Source organism: Peribacillus sp. N1, from assembly GCF_054600815.1.
The window spans coordinates 428,080-445,204 of record NZ_BAAHZO010000003.1; the positions used below are offsets into that span (position 1 = coordinate 428,080).

The 17,125-nt window shown below is 43.6% G+C and carries 14 protein-coding genes; 3 read left to right on the top strand and 11 right to left on the bottom strand.

Going from position 1 to position 17,125, the window contains the following annotated elements; translation table 11 throughout:
* Nucleotides 1-6: 6 nt before the first annotated feature.
* The 6 genes from ACYP5M_RS14975 to ACYP5M_RS15000 all read right to left on the bottom strand — a co-directional run bounded on the left by ACYP5M_RS14975 (nucleotide 7) and on the right by ACYP5M_RS15000 (nucleotide 7,516).
* On the bottom strand, nucleotides 7-657 hold the full coding sequence (locus ACYP5M_RS14975; RefSeq protein WP_101223857.1) for a TetR/AcrR family transcriptional regulator: 651 nt from the start codon (nucleotides 655-657) through the stop codon (nucleotides 7-9).
* Nucleotides 658-769: 112 nt separating this feature from the next.
* A complete protein-coding gene (locus ACYP5M_RS14980) occupies nucleotides 770-1,909 on the bottom strand; it encodes an acyl-CoA dehydrogenase (RefSeq protein WP_101223858.1) in 1,140 nt (379 codons plus the stop codon).
* A 27-nt stretch (nucleotides 1,910-1,936) separates the two neighbouring features.
* Entirely contained in the window at nucleotides 1,937-3,073 is a 1,137-nt protein-coding gene (locus tag ACYP5M_RS14985; RefSeq protein ID WP_434168155.1) for an acyl-CoA dehydrogenase, read from the bottom strand.
* A 34-nt stretch (nucleotides 3,074-3,107) separates the two neighbouring features.
* On the bottom strand, nucleotides 3,108-3,959 hold the full coding sequence (locus ACYP5M_RS14990) for a 3-hydroxybutyryl-CoA dehydrogenase (protein ID WP_434168156.1): 852 nt from the start codon (nucleotides 3,957-3,959) through the stop codon (nucleotides 3,108-3,110).
* Between the two features lie 36 nt (nucleotides 3,960-3,995).
* A complete protein-coding gene (locus tag ACYP5M_RS14995) occupies nucleotides 3,996-5,186 on the bottom strand; it encodes an acetyl-CoA C-acetyltransferase (protein WP_402943295.1) in 1,191 nt (396 codons plus the stop codon).
* Nucleotides 5,187-5,386: 200 nt separating this feature from the next.
* Entirely contained in the window at nucleotides 5,387-7,516 is a 2,130-nt protein-coding gene (locus tag ACYP5M_RS15000; protein WP_101224012.1) for a (Fe-S)-binding protein, read from the bottom strand.
* 293 nt (nucleotides 7,517-7,809) lie between these two features.
* Between ACYP5M_RS15000 and cls the strand changes: the two genes are divergently transcribed.
* Nucleotides 7,810-9,012 (top strand): cardiolipin synthase, encoded by a 1,203-nt coding sequence (gene cls / locus ACYP5M_RS15005; RefSeq protein WP_459735198.1) that lies wholly within the window; start codon nucleotides 7,810-7,812, stop codon nucleotides 9,010-9,012.
* A 29-nt stretch (nucleotides 9,013-9,041) separates the two neighbouring features.
* The gene (gene uvsE / locus ACYP5M_RS15010) at nucleotides 9,042-9,995 is read left to right on the top strand and encodes a UV DNA damage repair endonuclease UvsE (RefSeq protein ID WP_101223862.1); all 954 of its coding nucleotides are present in this window, start codon (nucleotides 9,042-9,044) and stop codon (nucleotides 9,993-9,995) included.
* 49 nt (nucleotides 9,996-10,044) lie between these two features.
* Here the strand turns inward: uvsE and argS are convergent, their stop codons facing one another.
* The 4 genes from argS to speE form a co-directional block, all read right to left on the bottom strand.
* Complete coding sequence (gene argS, locus ACYP5M_RS15015; RefSeq protein WP_101223863.1) at nucleotides 10,045-11,715, bottom strand: arginine--tRNA ligase; 1,671 nt, start codon at nucleotides 11,713-11,715, stop codon at nucleotides 10,045-10,047.
* Between the two features lie 3 nt (nucleotides 11,716-11,718).
* Nucleotides 11,719-12,159, bottom strand: coding sequence for a YwiB family protein (locus ACYP5M_RS15020; protein ID WP_434168158.1), 441 nt, complete (start codon nucleotides 12,157-12,159; stop codon nucleotides 11,719-11,721).
* A 280-nt stretch (nucleotides 12,160-12,439) separates the two neighbouring features.
* Nucleotides 12,440-13,318, bottom strand: a complete 879-nt coding sequence (gene speB, locus ACYP5M_RS15025) for an agmatinase (protein WP_101223865.1) — start codon at nucleotides 13,316-13,318, stop codon at nucleotides 12,440-12,442.
* 14 nt (nucleotides 13,319-13,332) lie between these two features.
* Complete coding sequence (gene speE / locus ACYP5M_RS15030; RefSeq protein ID WP_101223866.1) at nucleotides 13,333-14,160, bottom strand: spermidine synthase; 828 nt, start codon at nucleotides 14,158-14,160, stop codon at nucleotides 13,333-13,335.
* 207 nt (nucleotides 14,161-14,367) lie between these two features.
* On the opposite strand from speE, the gene ACYP5M_RS15035 reads away from it, so the two are divergent.
* A complete protein-coding gene (locus tag ACYP5M_RS15035) occupies nucleotides 14,368-16,437 on the top strand; it encodes a transglycosylase domain-containing protein (RefSeq protein ID WP_459735199.1) in 2,070 nt (689 codons plus the stop codon).
* 150 nt (nucleotides 16,438-16,587) lie between these two features.
* On the opposite strand, the gene ACYP5M_RS15040 is transcribed toward ACYP5M_RS15035, so the two are convergent.
* Complete coding sequence (locus ACYP5M_RS15040) at nucleotides 16,588-17,097, bottom strand: YwhD family protein (protein ID WP_434168160.1); 510 nt, start codon at nucleotides 17,095-17,097, stop codon at nucleotides 16,588-16,590.
* Between the last annotated feature and the right edge of the window lie 28 nt (nucleotides 17,098-17,125).

Consider the following 17,125-nt stretch of genomic DNA (forward strand, 5'->3'; position numbering starts at 1 on the left):
TCCTCCTTATTGAAACGAATTTAACTCAGTATTTTTCTGAAGCGATATATTTTGAATCAATAATTGCGTCTGCAGTTCAACATATTCTTGAAGCGTATACTCTTTGTGTAAAGCCCATCTTCTAAAACTCCACATTTGTCCCTGAACGAAAATATTATGAGAAACAAGGCTTATTTGTTTTGCCGTCAACGATAGCTCCCCATTCTCAACACATTTCGTAATCACCTTTTCAAACATGCCGACCATCCGAAGTTCTTTATTCAATACATAAGGTAAAGCATCTTTCGTCAGTGCCTTCACCTCTTGATACATGACCAGCACTTCGTCCTGCATATCATCCATCACTTTATAAAAATAGGCGATCGTAAGCTTCAAGCTTTCAAGTGTCCCATCGCTCTGATCTATTTCTTTCTGAAGCTTTTCCTGTACTTCATCGTAGATAAAGTCGCAAACGAGATATAATATATCTTCCTTTGTTCGGATATACTCGTATAACGTGCCGATACTAAAGCCGGCCGCTTTGGCAATTTCCCTGGTAGTCGTACGATGAAATCCCTTTTCCTTAAAAAGGGTCACCGCCCCTTTAATCATTTGTGTACGCCTTTTTTCAACCAGGCGTTCATCCTTTACAGATGCAAGAACCTCTCTTTTTTCCATTTTCAAACTCCTTTTAAAAAGCCCATCATTTAATTGCCAAAGACATTCTAAAGAAATTGAAAAGGGAATTCCGGTAAAGGCAATGCCTCATCGGAAAACCTCAATTTCAATCCTATTTAGTAATCATCCGTGAGATGACCAGCTTTTGAATTTCCTGTGTACCTTCATAGATTTGGGTGATTTTCGCATCACGCATATACCGTTCTACAGGATAATCCTTTGTATATCCATAACCTCCAAAGACCTGCACTGCTTCTGTCGTCACTTTCATGGCTGTATCTCCAGCAAAAAGTTTGGACATGGCCGACTCTTTTCCATAAGGAAGGCCCACTGATTCCAACCAGGCAGCCTGATAGGTTAATAGCCTTGAAGCTTCAACACCCGTTGCCATATCCGCCAATTTAAAACCGATTCCTTGCTGTGCAGAAATCGGCTTGCCGAATTGGACGCGCTCTTTTGCATAATCAACTGCGGCATCCAATGCACCTTGGGCTATGCCCACTGCCTGGGCTGCAATCCCATTACGGCCGCCATCTAGCGTCATCATCGCTATTTTAAAGCCCTCTCCTTCTTTTCCAAGGAGATTTTCTTTAGGCACTCGGCATTCATCAAAAATGATTTCCGTGGTCGGTGATGAACGGATTCCAAGCTTCTTCTCTTTTTTGCCGACACTAAAACCCGGGAAGTCCTTTTCAACGATAAAGGCACTCGTTCCTTTTTGTTTGGATTCTGGATCCGTCAATGCAAAGACGACATATGTATCCGCAATCCCGCCGTTCGTAATGAAGATTTTTGAACCGCTGATAATATATTCATCACCTACAAGCTTAGCAGTCGTTCTCATACCGCCTGCATCAGAGCCTGAGCTAGGCTCGGTCAGCCCATATGCACCGATTTTTTCACCCTGTGCCATTGGACGAAGGTATTTTTGTTTTTGCTCTTCAGATCCAAACTTATATATTGGCCATCCTGCAAGGGAAGTATGGGCTGATAAAGTCACCCCAGTGGAAGCGCAAACGCGGGAAAGTTCCTCAATCGCTATGCAATACGCTAAATAATCACTTCCAATACCGCCGTATTCCTCAGGCCAAGGAATCCCAGTCAATCCAAGTTCGGCCATTTTATCGAAGATTTCACGGTCGAATCGTTCTTCTTCATCCCTCTCGGCAGCTGTCGGAGCCACTTCATTCTGGGCAAAATCGCGCACCATTTTCCTGATCATTTCATGTTCTTCCGTTAGTTTAAATTGCATGTCTATGCCTCCTAAGCATTTCGTGAATTAGAGATTCTTACTGATGACCATCCTCTGTATTTCGCTGGTACCCTCATAAATTTCAGTTACCTTTGCATCCCTGAAATAGCGTTCGACAGGATATTCCGTCGTGTATCCATAGCCTCCGAACACCTGGACTGCTTCTATCGCCACATCAACAGCCGTCCTCGAAGCGAATAGCTTAGCCATTGCCGCCTCTTTACCGCACTTCAATCCCTGTGAGCGTAAATACGCCGCTCGATAGACAAGTAACCTTGAAGCTTCTATACTCGTTGCCATTTCAGCAAGCTTGAAACCAATCCCCTGTTGTGCTGCAATAGGTTTGCCGAATTGAACTCTGTCTTTTGCATATTTGACAGCATGTTCCATGGCGCCTTCTGCAATTCCCAGCGCTTGAGCAGCAATGCCTATCCTTCCAGCATCCAAGTTGGCCATTGCGATCTTAAAGCCTTCTCCTTCTTTTCCAAGGAGATTGGCTGCAGGCACTTTCATATCCTCGAACGTCACCTGTACGGTGCTCGAGCCATGAAGGCCCATTTTACGTTCATCTTTACCGATGATTAAGCCTGGCGTCCCTTTTTCTACAATAAAAGCAGAGATTCCCTTGCTTCCCTTCTGAGGGTCGGTTGAAGCAAAAACAATGAATACATCCGCTTCCCCGCCATTGGTGATAAAAACCTTGGACCCATTTATTCGATATCTTCCGTCTTCCTTTACTGCCACTGCCTTCGATTTCAAACTCGCAGCATCGGAACCTGAGCTTTGCTCAGTCAAGCAAAAGGCGCCTAAATATATACCAGCGGCTAACTTAGGCACATACTTCCGCTTCTGCTCTTCCGTTCCAAAATAAACGATTGGATTTGTTCCAACAGAAGTATGAACGGACAGTATGACACCGAGAGTTGGACTAACTTTGGAAATCTCATTGATGGCGATGATATAAGACATGAAGTCCATACCCGCGCCACCGTATTCTTCTGAAATCGGGATTCCCATCAAACCAAGCTTACCCATTTTTTGCAGAATCGTTTTTGGAAACACGCCTGTTTCCATTGCCTCGATATGAGGGGTAATCTCATTCTCCGCAAAAGCGCTTACCATTTTCCGCATCATTTCCTGTTCTTCTGTAAACTTGAAATCCATCCTTATCCCTCCCTAGCTGCACATCTTTCTAAGATTAGTTATATTCGTAAAAGCCCCGTCCTGATTTCTTGCCTAGCCATCCAGCCTTTACATATTTCCTTAACAGCGGACACGGTCGGTATTTATCGTCTCCGAGACCTTGGTGAAGCGTTTCCATTATATAAAGGCATGTGTCCAGTCCAATGAAGTCAGCTAGCGTAAGCGGGCCCATCGGATGGTTCATTCCCAGCTTCATCACGTCGTCAATCGCCTCTTTAGTGGCGACGCCTTCATAAAGGGTATAGATGGCCTCATTGATCATCGGCATCAAAATCCGGTTCGCTACAAAACCTGGAAAATCATTAACTTCCACCGGTACCTTGTTCAAGGATTCAGCCATCTCTTCAACTTCTTTATAAACCTCATCCGCTGTAGCCAGGCCACGGATGATCTCAACCAGCTTCATGACTGGAACGGGGTTCATAAAGTGCATGCCAATTACCTTTTCCGGCCTTTTCGTGGCAGCGGCTATCTCGGTAATCGGAAGCGAAGAAGTATTGGATGCAAGAATGACGTGTTGTGGCGTGATTTCATCCAAATCGGCGAATATTTTTGTTTTTATTTCCATGTTTTCAACTGCAGCTTCAATCACTAAATCCACCACAGCCGCATTATTTAAATCCGTCGATGAAGTCAGCCGGGAAAGGATTGCACCTTTTTCTTCAGCTTCCATTTTTCCTTTTTCAACCTGCCGGGAAAGGTTCTTGGTAATTGTCCCTAACCCCTTTTCTACATATTCATCTTTTAAATCATGTAAAAGAACTTCATAACCGCTCATTGCACAGACCTGGGCAATGCCAGATCCCATCTGTCCAGCACCAATGACCATCACTTTTTGAATGCCCATGAAAATTCCCTCCTCATGTATCTATCTATGAAACTATTATCCTTGCTTAGGCACTTCAATTAAAATGGCATCTCCCTGACCGCCGCCACTGCAGATCGCTGCGATGCCCAATCCCCCTCCGCGGCGTTTCAGTTCATGCATCAGCGTAATGATTATGCGGGCACCACTCGCCCCGATCGGGTGACCTAATGCTACAGCCCCTCCGTTTACATTCACTTTTCCCGGCTCGATGTTGGCAATTTTCCCACTGGCCAGCGCAACCGCAGCAAATGCTTCGTTCACTTCAAACAAATCAATTTCCTCTATCGATTTACCTGTCTTCTTCAGGAGTTCATTTATGACCAAACCTGGCGTTTTAGGGAAGTCCTTTGCTTCCACTGCCACTTCTGCATGAGCTAAAATATAGGCAAAAGGCGTTTTCCCTTCCTTTTCCGCACGTTCCTCACTCATCAATACGAGTGCACCTGCCCCATCATTGACACCTGGTGCATTACCTGCCGTAATGGTCCCCTCATTACTGAAAGCTGGACCTAATTTAGCTAACTTCCCGGCAGAGGTATCTTTTCTTGGGGCTTCATCATGTTCAACGGTAATTGGCTCGCCTTTCCGCACAGGCACCTGTACGGAAATGATTTCTTCTGCAAGGATACCGCCATCGATTGCTTTTATCGCTTTTTGATGACTTTCGTAAGCCCAGCTATCCTGTTCCTCACGGGTGATTTCAAGGTCCTCGGCAGTACTGTTTCCGTAAGTCCCCATATGCACGCCCGTAAAGCTGCAGCTAAGTCCATCCGAAATCATCGTATCCTTAAGCTCTCCATCACCCATCCTTAGGCCCCACCTTGCTTTCGGAAGGATATAAGGAGCATTGCTCATCGATTCCATTCCGCCTGCAACAATGATTTCTTCTTCACCTAAACGAATGATCTGATCAGCCAATGTCACACTGCGAAGTCCTGATGCGCATACTTTATTAATGGTTTCCGTTTTCACTTCCCATGGCAATCCAGCATGGCGGGCTGCCTGGCGGGACGGTATTTGGCCTTGGCCAGCCTGAAGCACATTCCCCATGATGACCTCATCTACTTGGCTGCCTTCAATCCCTGCCCGAACAAGTGCCTCTTTGATTGCTATTCCACCAAGTTGTGATGCCGTCAAACTGCTAAGGCCACCGCCAAATTTACCAAAAGGTGTTCTCACACCGCTAATAATCACTGTTTTCGCCATCATTATTTCCCCCTATAAGTAACATTGATTGAACGCTCGCTCAATTTGGAGTTAAAAAAATAGTTTTGTAAGCGCTTAATATTATAATATATTACACATTTTTCTCAAAAATGAAAATATTTAGTTTATAAATATTGAAAAAAATTGCCTGCTCCCTTTTGTTTCATCTTTTATAAAAGAAGCAGGCAATTCAATTTAAATTAAGAGGCAATCGATTTGTTTTCACCAATGACCGCTTTTTCGAGCAGTTCTGCTACATCATACGTTTTAACATTTTCCTCAACCTCTTTTGCTTTCGTCCCATCGGATAGCATGGTCAGGCAATAAGGACATCCTGAACTGATCACTGTTGGACTGACGGCCAGAGCTTGTTCGGTACGGGCCACATTAATGCGATTTCCTGTTTCCTCTTCCATCCACATCAAACCGCCTCCTGCTCCACAGCACATACCCTTTTCACGGTTACGCTCCATTTCAATAAGTTTCACACCAGCAATGGATTGCAAGATTTCACGCGGCGGGCTGTAAACTTCATTGTACCTTCCCAAGTAACAGGAATCGTGGAATGTAATCGTCTCATTAACAGGATACTGAGGGACCAACCTGCCTTCACTGACAAGTTTGGCTAACAATTCAGTATGGTGATACACTTCAGCTTCCAAGCCAAAATCCGGATACTCATTCTTAAAGATATTGTATGCATGCGGATCAATCGTAACGATTTTCCTGATTTCATTCTTCTGGAATTCTTCTATATTTTTCATTGCAAGCTCCTGGAAAACAAACTCATTACCCAATCGACGCGGAGTATCCCCTGAGTTTTTCTCCTTATTTCCGAGAATTGCAAATTTAACGCCTGCTTCATTCAACAATTTAGCAAAGGAAAGGGCAATCTTCTGGCTCCGGTTATCATACGACCCCATTGAACCCACCCAAAATAAATACTCGAATTCTTCGTCTGCCTTTTTTAATTCCTTTACGGTTGGGACGCTGACATCTTCCCGAAGGCTTCGCCAATCTTCTCTCTCTTTACGATTCAGTCCCCACGGGTTCCCTTGACGCTCAATATTCGTCATGGCACGTTGCGCATCAGGATCAAGTCTGCCTTCCGTCAACACTAGATAACGGCGCATATCGATGATTTTGTCAACATGTTCATTCATTACCGGGCATTGATCTTCACAGTTCCGGCATGTGGTACAAGCCCAAAGTTCTTCTTCCGTAATGACTTCGCCAATCAGGCTCGGACTGTAAGCTTCTGTTGCTGCAGCTGATTCCTGCGCCCCCTGCGCGGCACCAGCCAAAGCGATCTTATTTCCTTTCGTATTCCCAAAAACAAAAGATGGCACCCATGGCTGCTTCGTAGTAACGGCAGCGCCTGTATTTGTTAAATGGTCACGCATCTTGATTATGATATCCATCGGTGACAGCATTTTACCGGTACCTGTAGCAGGGCACATATTCGTACAGCGCCCGCACTCCACACAGGCATAGAGGTCCACCATTTGATATTGCGTCAAGTCTTCGATATATTTGGCACCATAATATTGATTTCCTTCTTTGTCGAGAATCTCTTCTTCCAAATCTACCGGTTTCAATTTCCCGGGATTGTCCAGGCGATTCAGGAATACATTTATCGGACCGGCAATCAAGTGAGCGTGCTTAGATTGCGGGATATAAACAAGGAAAGATAATATGATCAGTAAATGCAGCCACCAAGCTACATAAAAAACGACGGTTGCCGCTGTTGTCCCCATCCAGCCGAATAGGAAAGCGATGCTTGATGCGACTGGCTCTGACCAAGTTGCATCGTGTCCATGCCAGATCATTCCCATTCCATTTCCCAGCAATACGGTAATCATGATTCCGGTAATGAAGATGACAACCAGGCCTGCTTTGAAATCCCTTTTCAAGCGAACGAGCTTTTCGACATAACGACGGTATGCCGCCCATAGGATTGCAACAAGAACGGTAAGCGTCACAATTTCCTGGAAGAAAGTAAAGGCCGGATAAACAGGGCCAAACGGTAAATGCCACCCCGGTCTTAAGCCTTTAACGAAAAAGTCAAGTGCGCCAAATTGCACTAAGATGAAACCATAAAATAACAAGGCATGAATGATCCCGCTCTTTTTATCTTTAAAGAGCTTCTTCTGTCCAAATACATAAACCCCAATTTTAACAAGACGATCTTTCACACGGTTATCGAATTCCACTTTTTTGCCAAGTTTTATATAAGCTATACGAGTCTTTATCAAATAGACAAATAAACCGGCGGCGTAAGCGGTTACAAGCAGGAATGCAACTAAGTTGATCCACAGTAGGCCATTCATTTCCATGCAGTCTTTCCCCCTCTTTAGTAAATTGTAAAATGCCAGGAACCATTATGGGAAATTTGGCATTTTTCTGAAATTTGATTAACTCCATTATATAATGAATGAGCATTCAGTCAACTTTTTTCTTTCTAAATCAATTTAATTTTTCGGTTACTTGATTATATAATTCGACAATTCTGTGTATTACCCTTCTTCATTCTGAAAAAATGAGGACCCTTTCTCCGCTTTTTAATGGTTACTGACAGGGAATTAGAGCCAAACTAAATATAATCATTTAGGGGGGATTTTTTTTGAAGATAATCACTACGATTGCCTCTATATTTTTATTGATCTTCTCTTGGTGCTGGGTTGATCTTAAGGTAGGGCATAAGCGTTATTTGAAGCACGCAACCAACATTAAATATCCGCCTCGGAAAAGCGAAATGACTGTATTCACATCAGGGAAAATCCTGTTTGAAGATTATATTGAGGAAGTCAGGCAAGCTCAGGATTCCATCCATATCCTTTTTTATATAGTAAAAAATGATAAATTCAGTAAGGACTTTTTGAAGTTACTGCAGTCAAAAGCGGAAGCGGGCGTGGAAGTGCGGCTTTTAGTCGATTGGATAGGAAGTAAAAAGATGTCCCGTCAAACCATTCAGGAGCTGACTGAAAGCGGTGTTCATTTTTCTTTCAGCTTTAAACCAAAGCTCCCCTTCCTTTTCTATACAATACAAAAAAGAAACCACCGTAAGATTACGGTGATAGACGGAAAAATTGGCTATCTTGGCGGCTTTAATATCGGTAAGGAGTATATAAACCAGGGGGAGAAGCTGAACCCATGGAGAGATTACCATTTAAAAATGACCGGTGAGGGTGTAAAGGACCTTCAGGAAGTCTTTCTTTCGGATTGGTTCTATGATACAAATGAGGATTACAGAGGAGCACCTGCCTATTTCCCGACATTGACTCCCGGGACGCAGGCTCATCAGGTTTTCGTCACGAATGGCAGTGATCTTGAACAGTCATTGACACACATGATTCGTCAAGCCACTAAGAAAATCATTATCGGGACTCCATACTTCATTCCCAGTGAAACTTTATTTCAAGAATTAAGGGAAGCTCTTGCACGCAATGTTTCCGTTACGATCATCGTACCTGAAATTTCAGACCATGCCCTTGTCAAGGAAGCTTCTTTTCCCTATTTCCGGGTACTAATAAAAGACGGGGCTGAAATCATGCAATTTCAAAGAGGGTTCTACCATTCTAAAGTGATTCTGATTGATGATATCATGTGTGATATCGGTACGGCTAATTTTGATAAACGCAGTTGTTTTTTAAATAGTGAAATAAACTGCATCATATTTGACCGGACATTTATAAAAGATGTAGAAAAGGAATTGGCAGTGGACCTGGCCGAATCCAAGCCGCTAAACGGGGACGAGCTTTCCAGCATGAATGTAGTCCGTTCAGCAAAAGAATCGCTGGCTTCCATCCTTTCTCCTTTTCTTTGACAACCTGTTGCTCAAGGAGAAAAAATATAATGAAAATTAGATTTGGATTCGTATCCAATGCCACCTGTTTATGGGAAGCTTCTCCGGCTAAGACACTTACTTTCAAGAGATATAGCACACTTGGCCCAGAAAAAGGAAAGGAAAAACTCCTGGATGTGACCAGGCAGAACATTGAAAATACCTTAAGGGTCCTTCAATATAACACGGCACACCAAATTGAAATATACCGGATGTCCAGTTCCATTGTTCCTTTAGCCACACACCCCGAAATAGAATGGGATTTCGTTACTCCTTTTAAAAAAGAGTGGAAACAGCTTGGCGATTGGGCCACTGCACACAAGATGAGGCTCAGCTTTCATCCGAATCAGTTTACGCTATTTACCAGCCCAAAACCCGAGATTACACAAAATGCCGTAAAAGATATGGAGTTCCATTATAAAATGCTTGATGCAATGGGCATAGCGGACACCTCTTTCATCAATATCCATGTCGGTGGAGCTTATGGTGATAAAGAGTCCGCCCTTGTAAGGGTTCATGACAACCTTAAATCGCTGCCTATGCACGTCAAGGAAAGAATGACTTTGGAGAATGATGATAAAACCTATACAGCATCTGAAACCCTGGGTGTATGTAAGAGGGAGGGTATCCCACTTGTATTCGATTACCACCATCATCTCGCAAACCTTTCAGATGAGCCGCTTAACGAGCTGCTCACCGAGGTGTTCACCACTTGGAGTCAGGCAGGGGCGGTACCAAAGATTCATATTTCCTCCCCAAAATCGGCAGGTGAATTTCGCTCACATGCAGATTATATCGATTTGGAGTTCATCATGCCCCTCTTTAAAGTGCTTAAGGATCTTGGACAGGACGTTGATTTCATGATCGAGGCCAAGATGAAGGACCGGGCGATGCTGCAGCTGATTGAAGATATAGCTAAGGTTCGTGGTGTAAAAAGGGTGAGCGGCGGTGCCGTCGAGTGTTAATTAACCTAAAAAAAAGCGGCTGTTTCGCAAGAAACAGCCGCTTTTTCCATTACATTTTTTCCGGTGCCGAAACCCCGATGATGGCCAATGCATTCTTTAAAGTAATTTGGACGGATTTGACCAGTCCTAGACGTGCCTTACTTCTTTCCATCTCTTCAACATCCAGAACCTTATCTGCATTATAGAAACTGTGGAATGTAGAAGCCAGGTCATATATATAATTCGTCATGCGGTGAGGCATCCTTTTTTCGGCTGCTTCCGCTATTGCCTGCGGGAATTCTCCTAATTTCTTCAAAAGTTCCACTTCTTTTTCAGTAGATAGGGCAGAGAAATCAGTTACTCCTTCATAGCTGATCCCTTGTTCCACACCTTGGCGCAAAATGCTGGAAATACGGGCGTGGGCATACTGTGCATAATAAACCGGGTTTTCATTGGATTGTGAGACCGCAAGATCCAAGTCGAAGTCCATATGAGTATCCGCACTTCTCATCGCAAAGAAATACCGTGTTGCATCCAGACCTACTTCATCAATAAGGTCACGCATCGTAACTGCTTTACCTGTACGCTTGCTCATCTTCATTTTCTCGCCATCCTTGTACAGGTGTACAAGCTGGATGATTTCGACTTCAAGCTGCTCTCTATTGTACCCTAATGCTTCGATAGCCGCTTTCATACGCGGGATATAGCCGTGGTGATCTGCACCCCAGATATTGATCAGTGTTTCAAAGCCGCGTTCCAATTTATTACGGTGATAAGCAATATCCGGTGTCAGATATGTGTAAGACCCATCCTGTTTAATAAGCACCCGGTCTTTATCATCGCCTAATTCCGTAGAGCGAAACCATGTAGCACCATCTTCCTCGTAAACATGGCCCCTTTCCCTCAACACTTTAAGTGCTTCATCAATTTTACCGTCTTGATAGAGGGATGTTTCGGAGTACCATACATCAAAACCGACACGGAAATTACCCAAGTCCGTTTTCAGTTTTTCCATTTCGTATTTCAAGCCATACTCACGGAAAAATTCAAAACGTTCCTTCTCATCGGCATTTACATATTTATCCCCATATTCACTTGCAAGCGTCTTACCGATGCCAATGATATCTTCGCCATGATAACCGCCCTCAGGCATATCCTTTTCGAGGCCAAGTGCCTGAAAATAGCGGGCTTCTATGGAAATGGCCAAATTATTGATTTGGTTTCCTGCATCATTGATATAGTATTCACGTGAAACATCGTAACCTGCTTTAGAGAGGATATTACATAGCGTATCACCTACTGCTGCACCACGTGCATGACCAAGATGGAGATCACCGGTTGGATTCGCGGAAACGAACTCCACTTGGATTTTTTCCCCTTTTCCAAAGTCACTTTCCCCATATGCTTCATCCACTTTCAAAATGACCGGAACCAATTCTGTCAAATAGGCATTATTCATGTAGAAGTTGATGAAACCTGGTCCTGCAATTTCAATTTTTTCGATGGATGCTTTTGAGTTGTCAAAGTTTTCGATGATTGCCTCTGCTATCATCTTTGGTGCTTTCCTTGCAATCTTCGTTAATTGCATGGCCATATTCGTGGAATAATCTCCATGTGTCTTATCTCTTGGCAGCTCCAATACAACATTTGGAATCTGCTCTTCCGTTGCTAAACCAGCTTTAATGACTGCCGCTTTAATCTCTTCTTTCAGTTTTTCCTGTACCTCTTTTACTATATTCATTCGCTATGCTTCCTCCTTGTAGGAAATCGTCATCTCATATTGACCGGGTTCGCTTCCCTGCATATGTAACGTATATTTAAGGACGAGTTTCCCTTGTTTGGTCTGCTCATCCCATTGATGATGTATCTTCTTCGCTGTCGTCCGTAACCCTAACCTGCCATATATACTTTCGTAATGTCCATTTGTCGCTTCCTTTAGGCGGAAAAGCTGCCTCATTTTAATGGCACCATTTCTAAGCAGGATCGTTTCATCCAGTTTGTGCTTGATGGTCGTTTGTGTTTGACCGGCTTCATTTTCCTCTTTATATTGCAAATATAAATCTGCACCTTTATACATTTTTGTACCAAATGTGACCAGCTCATACGTTTCCGTTTCTGAGCCGTGCTTGATTTTTGTCTGTAAAGACACTTTAATCGCTTGCTTATCTATATCATGAAGAGTCAAAGCTACACTTCCTTCATCATGTCGTTCTTAACTTTATAAGTATAAATATTCTTCAAGGAAGTTTCAACTTGGAGCGGAAAATAAAGTGTAAATCAAAAAAAGTGAGGATAAACTGTCGAAATCATGTTGTTGCAATTCATTTGAATTTAACACAATAATGACTCATCGGGGCGGAATTATTCAAATAGAGTCCATCAGATGTAAAATTCTTTTCCTGAATGGATAAAAAAAGACCATTCCCGCCAAAAAACAGGAACAGTCAAGTCAGGTCTTACATCCATTAACCTTTTTGAACCCAACCTAAAATCATTTCGCGAATCAGCTTGCTCGCAGTGTTCGCAGTTTGCTCGGATGGATCATAAATCGGTGCCACTTCTACTAAATCGCAGCCGACTACATTAATTTCAGACCGTGCTATCTCATGAATCGAAGCTAAAAGCTCTTTGGAGGTGATGCCTCCACAATCTACGGTGCCTGTTCCCGGCGCGTGCGCAGGATCAAGAACATCGATGTCGATCGTCACATATACAGGACGGCCAGCTAACTGCGGCAGTACTTCTTTCAAAGGTTCAAGAACTTCAAATTTAGAGATGTGCATGCCATTTTCTTTTGCCCATTGGAATTCTTCCTTCAAACCGGAACGAATGCCGAAAGAGTATACATTTTTCGGGCCGATAAGTTCTGCGGATTTACGGATGATGGACGCATGGGAAAGCGGCTCTCCTTCATAATCCTCACGTAAATCTGTATGGGCATCCATATGGATGATGGCCATATCGGGATACTTTTTGAACATGGCTTTGATGACAGGCCATGTTACAAGATGTTCCCCTCCCATACCTATTGGGAACTTACCTGCATCCAACAAGCTGTCGACATATTTTTCAATCATATCGATACTGCGCTGCGGATTGCCGAATGGTAATGGTATATCCCCGGCATCAAAGAATTTAACTTCTTCTAATTCACGATCTAAATACGGGCTGTACTCTTCCAAACCAATCGAAACTTCACGAATTCGGGTAGGGCCGAAGCGGGAACCCGGACGGAAGCTTACCGTCCAGTCCATCGGCATGCCGTATAGCACAGCTTCCGATTCCTCAAAAACAGGATGGCTTTTAATGAATACATTGCCTGAATAGGCTTCATCGAATTTCATGGTCCATGCCTCCCTTATTTCACTAAATCTTGAACGAATTTAGGCAGAACGAAAGCTGCTTTATGAAGTTCTTTTGTATAATATTTCGTTTCTAATTCATGGAAACGATCTTCAGTCACTTCTAATGGATTATATTTTTTCGATCCGATCGTGAACGCCCAAAGGCCGCTTGGGTACGTCGGGATATTCGCTAAATACAAGCTGGTGATTGGAAATATTTCTTTTACATCACGTTGTACATCACGAATTAAGTCCGCTTTAAACCAAGGATTGTCGGATTGTGCCACAAAAATCCCGTCTTCTTTCAAAGCCTTGGAAATCCCGGCATAAAAACCTTTAGTGAATAAATTGACAGCAGGTCCGACTGGTTCAGTCGAGTCAACCATGATCACGTCATATTCATTTTCACTTTTGGCGATGTGCATGAAGCCATCCCCAACTTGTACGTCTACACGCGGATCTTCAAGCATGCCTGCGATTTCAGGCAGGAATTTCTTTGAGTATTCGATAACTTTCCCATCGATATCCACCAATGTAGCTTTTTTTACGCTTGGGTGTTTTAGGATTTCACGGATAACTCCTCCGTCCCCTCCTCCTACAACCAAAACGTTTTCTGGATTAGGATGGGTAAATAAAGGAACATGGGCTACCATTTCATGGTACACGAATTCATCACGCTGTGAAGTCATTACCATGTCATCCAGCAACAGCATATTGCCCCACTCTTCCGTTTCAATCATATCCAGCTTTTGAAACTCAGTTTGCTCCGTATGTAAAGTACGATTCACTTTCATCGTAATACCAAAATTCTCTGTTTGTTTTTCAGTAAACCAAATGCTCATTTATTAACGCTCCTTTTCCATTTCATATTGTCAGTCACCTTATAGGTTCCCCAAAATCGGTATAGTCATTAGCTAGAAAAATTATAGACGAATCTAGCAGAATTGCAAGATAAATTTCTTAAATGCAGTTCTTATGTTTAAAATTTTCTTTTTTTTCCATAATAGTAATAGATACTAGATTCTTACGTGATAAGAGAGGTGAAAGCAATGGAATTGATTCCAAGCGAACGATTTAAAAGGACAACTAAATATGTACGGGCCTTCATTATCCTTGCCACAATCGGGCTCACAATACTCTTTGTATTGCTTCTCTCTTTACTGATTTATGCAAAAATATTAGGTCCGCCTCCTTTGGTCGTGCCGCAGTCCACTCTCTATTATAGCGATAATGGAAATGTGATCGGTGAAACCGATAATGGCCAGAAACGTTATTGGGCCGGAATGGAGTCGATTTCACCAGAGCTCATCAAAGCGACTGTAGCCGTTGAGGACCGTCAATTTTACACACATAATGGATTTGATATAAAGCGGATCGGCGGAGCCATCCTTGCTGATATTAAGGCAATGTCCAAAGTCCAGGGTGCGAGCACCATTACCCAGCAGTATGCCAGGAACCTGTTTCTTGGGCATGACAAAACGTGGTCGCGTAAATTTAATGAGGCCTTTTATACGATACGTTTAGAAATGAACTACTCCAAAAAGGAAATTCTAGAAGGCTATTTAAATACGATTTATTATGGCCATGGTGCCTATGGAGCTCAAGCTGCAAGCCAATATTACTTTGGCAAGGATGCCAAGGATTTGACCCTTCCTGAAGCTAGCATGCTGGCCGGAATACCAAAAGGGCCGTCAAACTATTCTCCATTGGATAACTTTGAAAAAGCCAAATCAAGGCAGAGAATCGTCCTGCAAGCCATGAAAAGCAAGAACTATGTTTCAGGAAAGGATATCACGGAAGCGCTGCAAACATCCCTTACATTAAAGGGAGAACACGGAACGGTCACCAAGAAGACCGCTCCCTATTTCCAGGATGCCGTCAAGCAGGCTTTAAAAACTCAGCTTCATTTAGATGACAGGACGATCGAGCTTGGCGGGCTTAAGGTCTATACAACACTGGACGAAACCCAGCAGGACGCTGCCGAAGAAGTTCTTTCCAATACCATACCCAAGTCTTCAGGCATTCAAGCCTCGATAGTGGCAATGGATCCGGATACCGGGGAGGTCCGTGCGCTGGTCGGAGGGAAAGATTACTCCGAGTCGCCATTCAATCGGGCAACACAGGCCGTTCGCCAGCCTGGTTCAACCATGAAGCCCTTGCTATACTATTCAGCTCTGGAGAATGGTTTCACACCGTCCACCACCTTAAAAAGCGAGACAACTACATTTTCTTTCGATGATGGTCACTCATCTTACACACCGCATAATTACAACCATCAATATGCGGAGGGCGAAATCACGATGGCTCAGGCCATTGCTCTTTCCGATAATATCTTCGCCGTAAAAACGCACTTGTTCCTTGGGGAACAGACATTGGTCGATACCGCGCACCGTTTCGGCATCACGGCAAAGATGGATGCGGTTCCTTCCCTGGCACTCGGTACGTCAGGTGTAAGGGCGATTGAAATGGTGAACGCATACAGCATTCTGGCTAACGGCGGCAAGAAGGTTGAACCCGTGTTTATCAAAAAGGTTGAAAATCAAAAAGGTGAAGTGATTTTTGATGAAAATGATAAACCGGAACAGATTTTGGATGAGGATAAGGCATTTGTCATGACCCAGATGCTTACAGGGGTTTTCGATGAAACCTTAAATGGCTATACGAAAGTGACCGGCAGCACCATCACTTCCCAGCTGTCCCGCCCATATGCCGGCAAATCAGGCTCCACTCCGACTGATAGCTGGATGATCGGTTACACACCGGAGCTTGTAGCAGGGGTATGGACTGGATATGATCAAGGTAAAAAAATCGAGATCCCTGCTGAAAAAGGCTATGCAAAGAAAATTTGGGCTTCCTATATGGAAAGGGGCCTGCAAGGAAAACCGGCAAAATCGTTTAAGGAAACCAAAAACGTAATCGGGGTAAACGTGAACCCCGTTAGCGGAAAATTGGCCACAAAGGACTGTCCTGCATCAAGATTGACTTATTATGTTAAAGGGACCGAACCTATCGAATACTGTGCCGAGCACTTTAAGGGCGAGAATCCGAAACATGCCCCAAAAGAAGAAGAACATAAAAAGGCCCCATGGTACAAAAAAGTCTTAAAACCTTGGGGATAACGAAAAACCCCCGAAGCCGGCATCGGCTTCGGGGGTTTTTCTGTCCTAGTTCCACAGTGACTAAACTGCTGTCTTTAAGTTTACTGATTTTATCGCTTTCCTACAAGTGCATTTTTCACTAAACTTAACATTTCACCCATTAATCGAGTTTCAAACCGTCAATGACTCCTTCAGCAGATCTGAAGAACGCTCCCACATTCCTGCATCATGATTTTTCAGGAAGTCTGCAAGCACAAGCTTTGATTTATCGTCCATGTCCTCGACGATGATTTTTCGCTTTAGCGATTTATCCATCCGGTTAACATGCTCCGGGAGCGATTTGTAACCGCGTCTAATTGACCTGTCAACCATCATTTCACATGCTGTCACACCTGCATAGTGCGGGCCATTTTGAGTGGCTTCAATGGTCACCCAAACAAGCCAGTAAGGTTTGGCATTCGGGACCTCCTCTTTAGTCTTTAAAAACTTGATCCCTTTTTCCACTGCACTTCTTGCATGCATCGCGCCGATATCGACCTCTGCTTCACCTGCATCCACATCGATGATGACCGGGGAAATATTATCGAGCGTTAATACCCCTGCTCCATATCCGCCATGACCTTCTGTTGGGTCGTTTTTTATAATATTGAAGCCTACCTTTTTCTTTGGTTGTTCATCCATGCTTATATCCCCCTTAATGGTTTGTCAT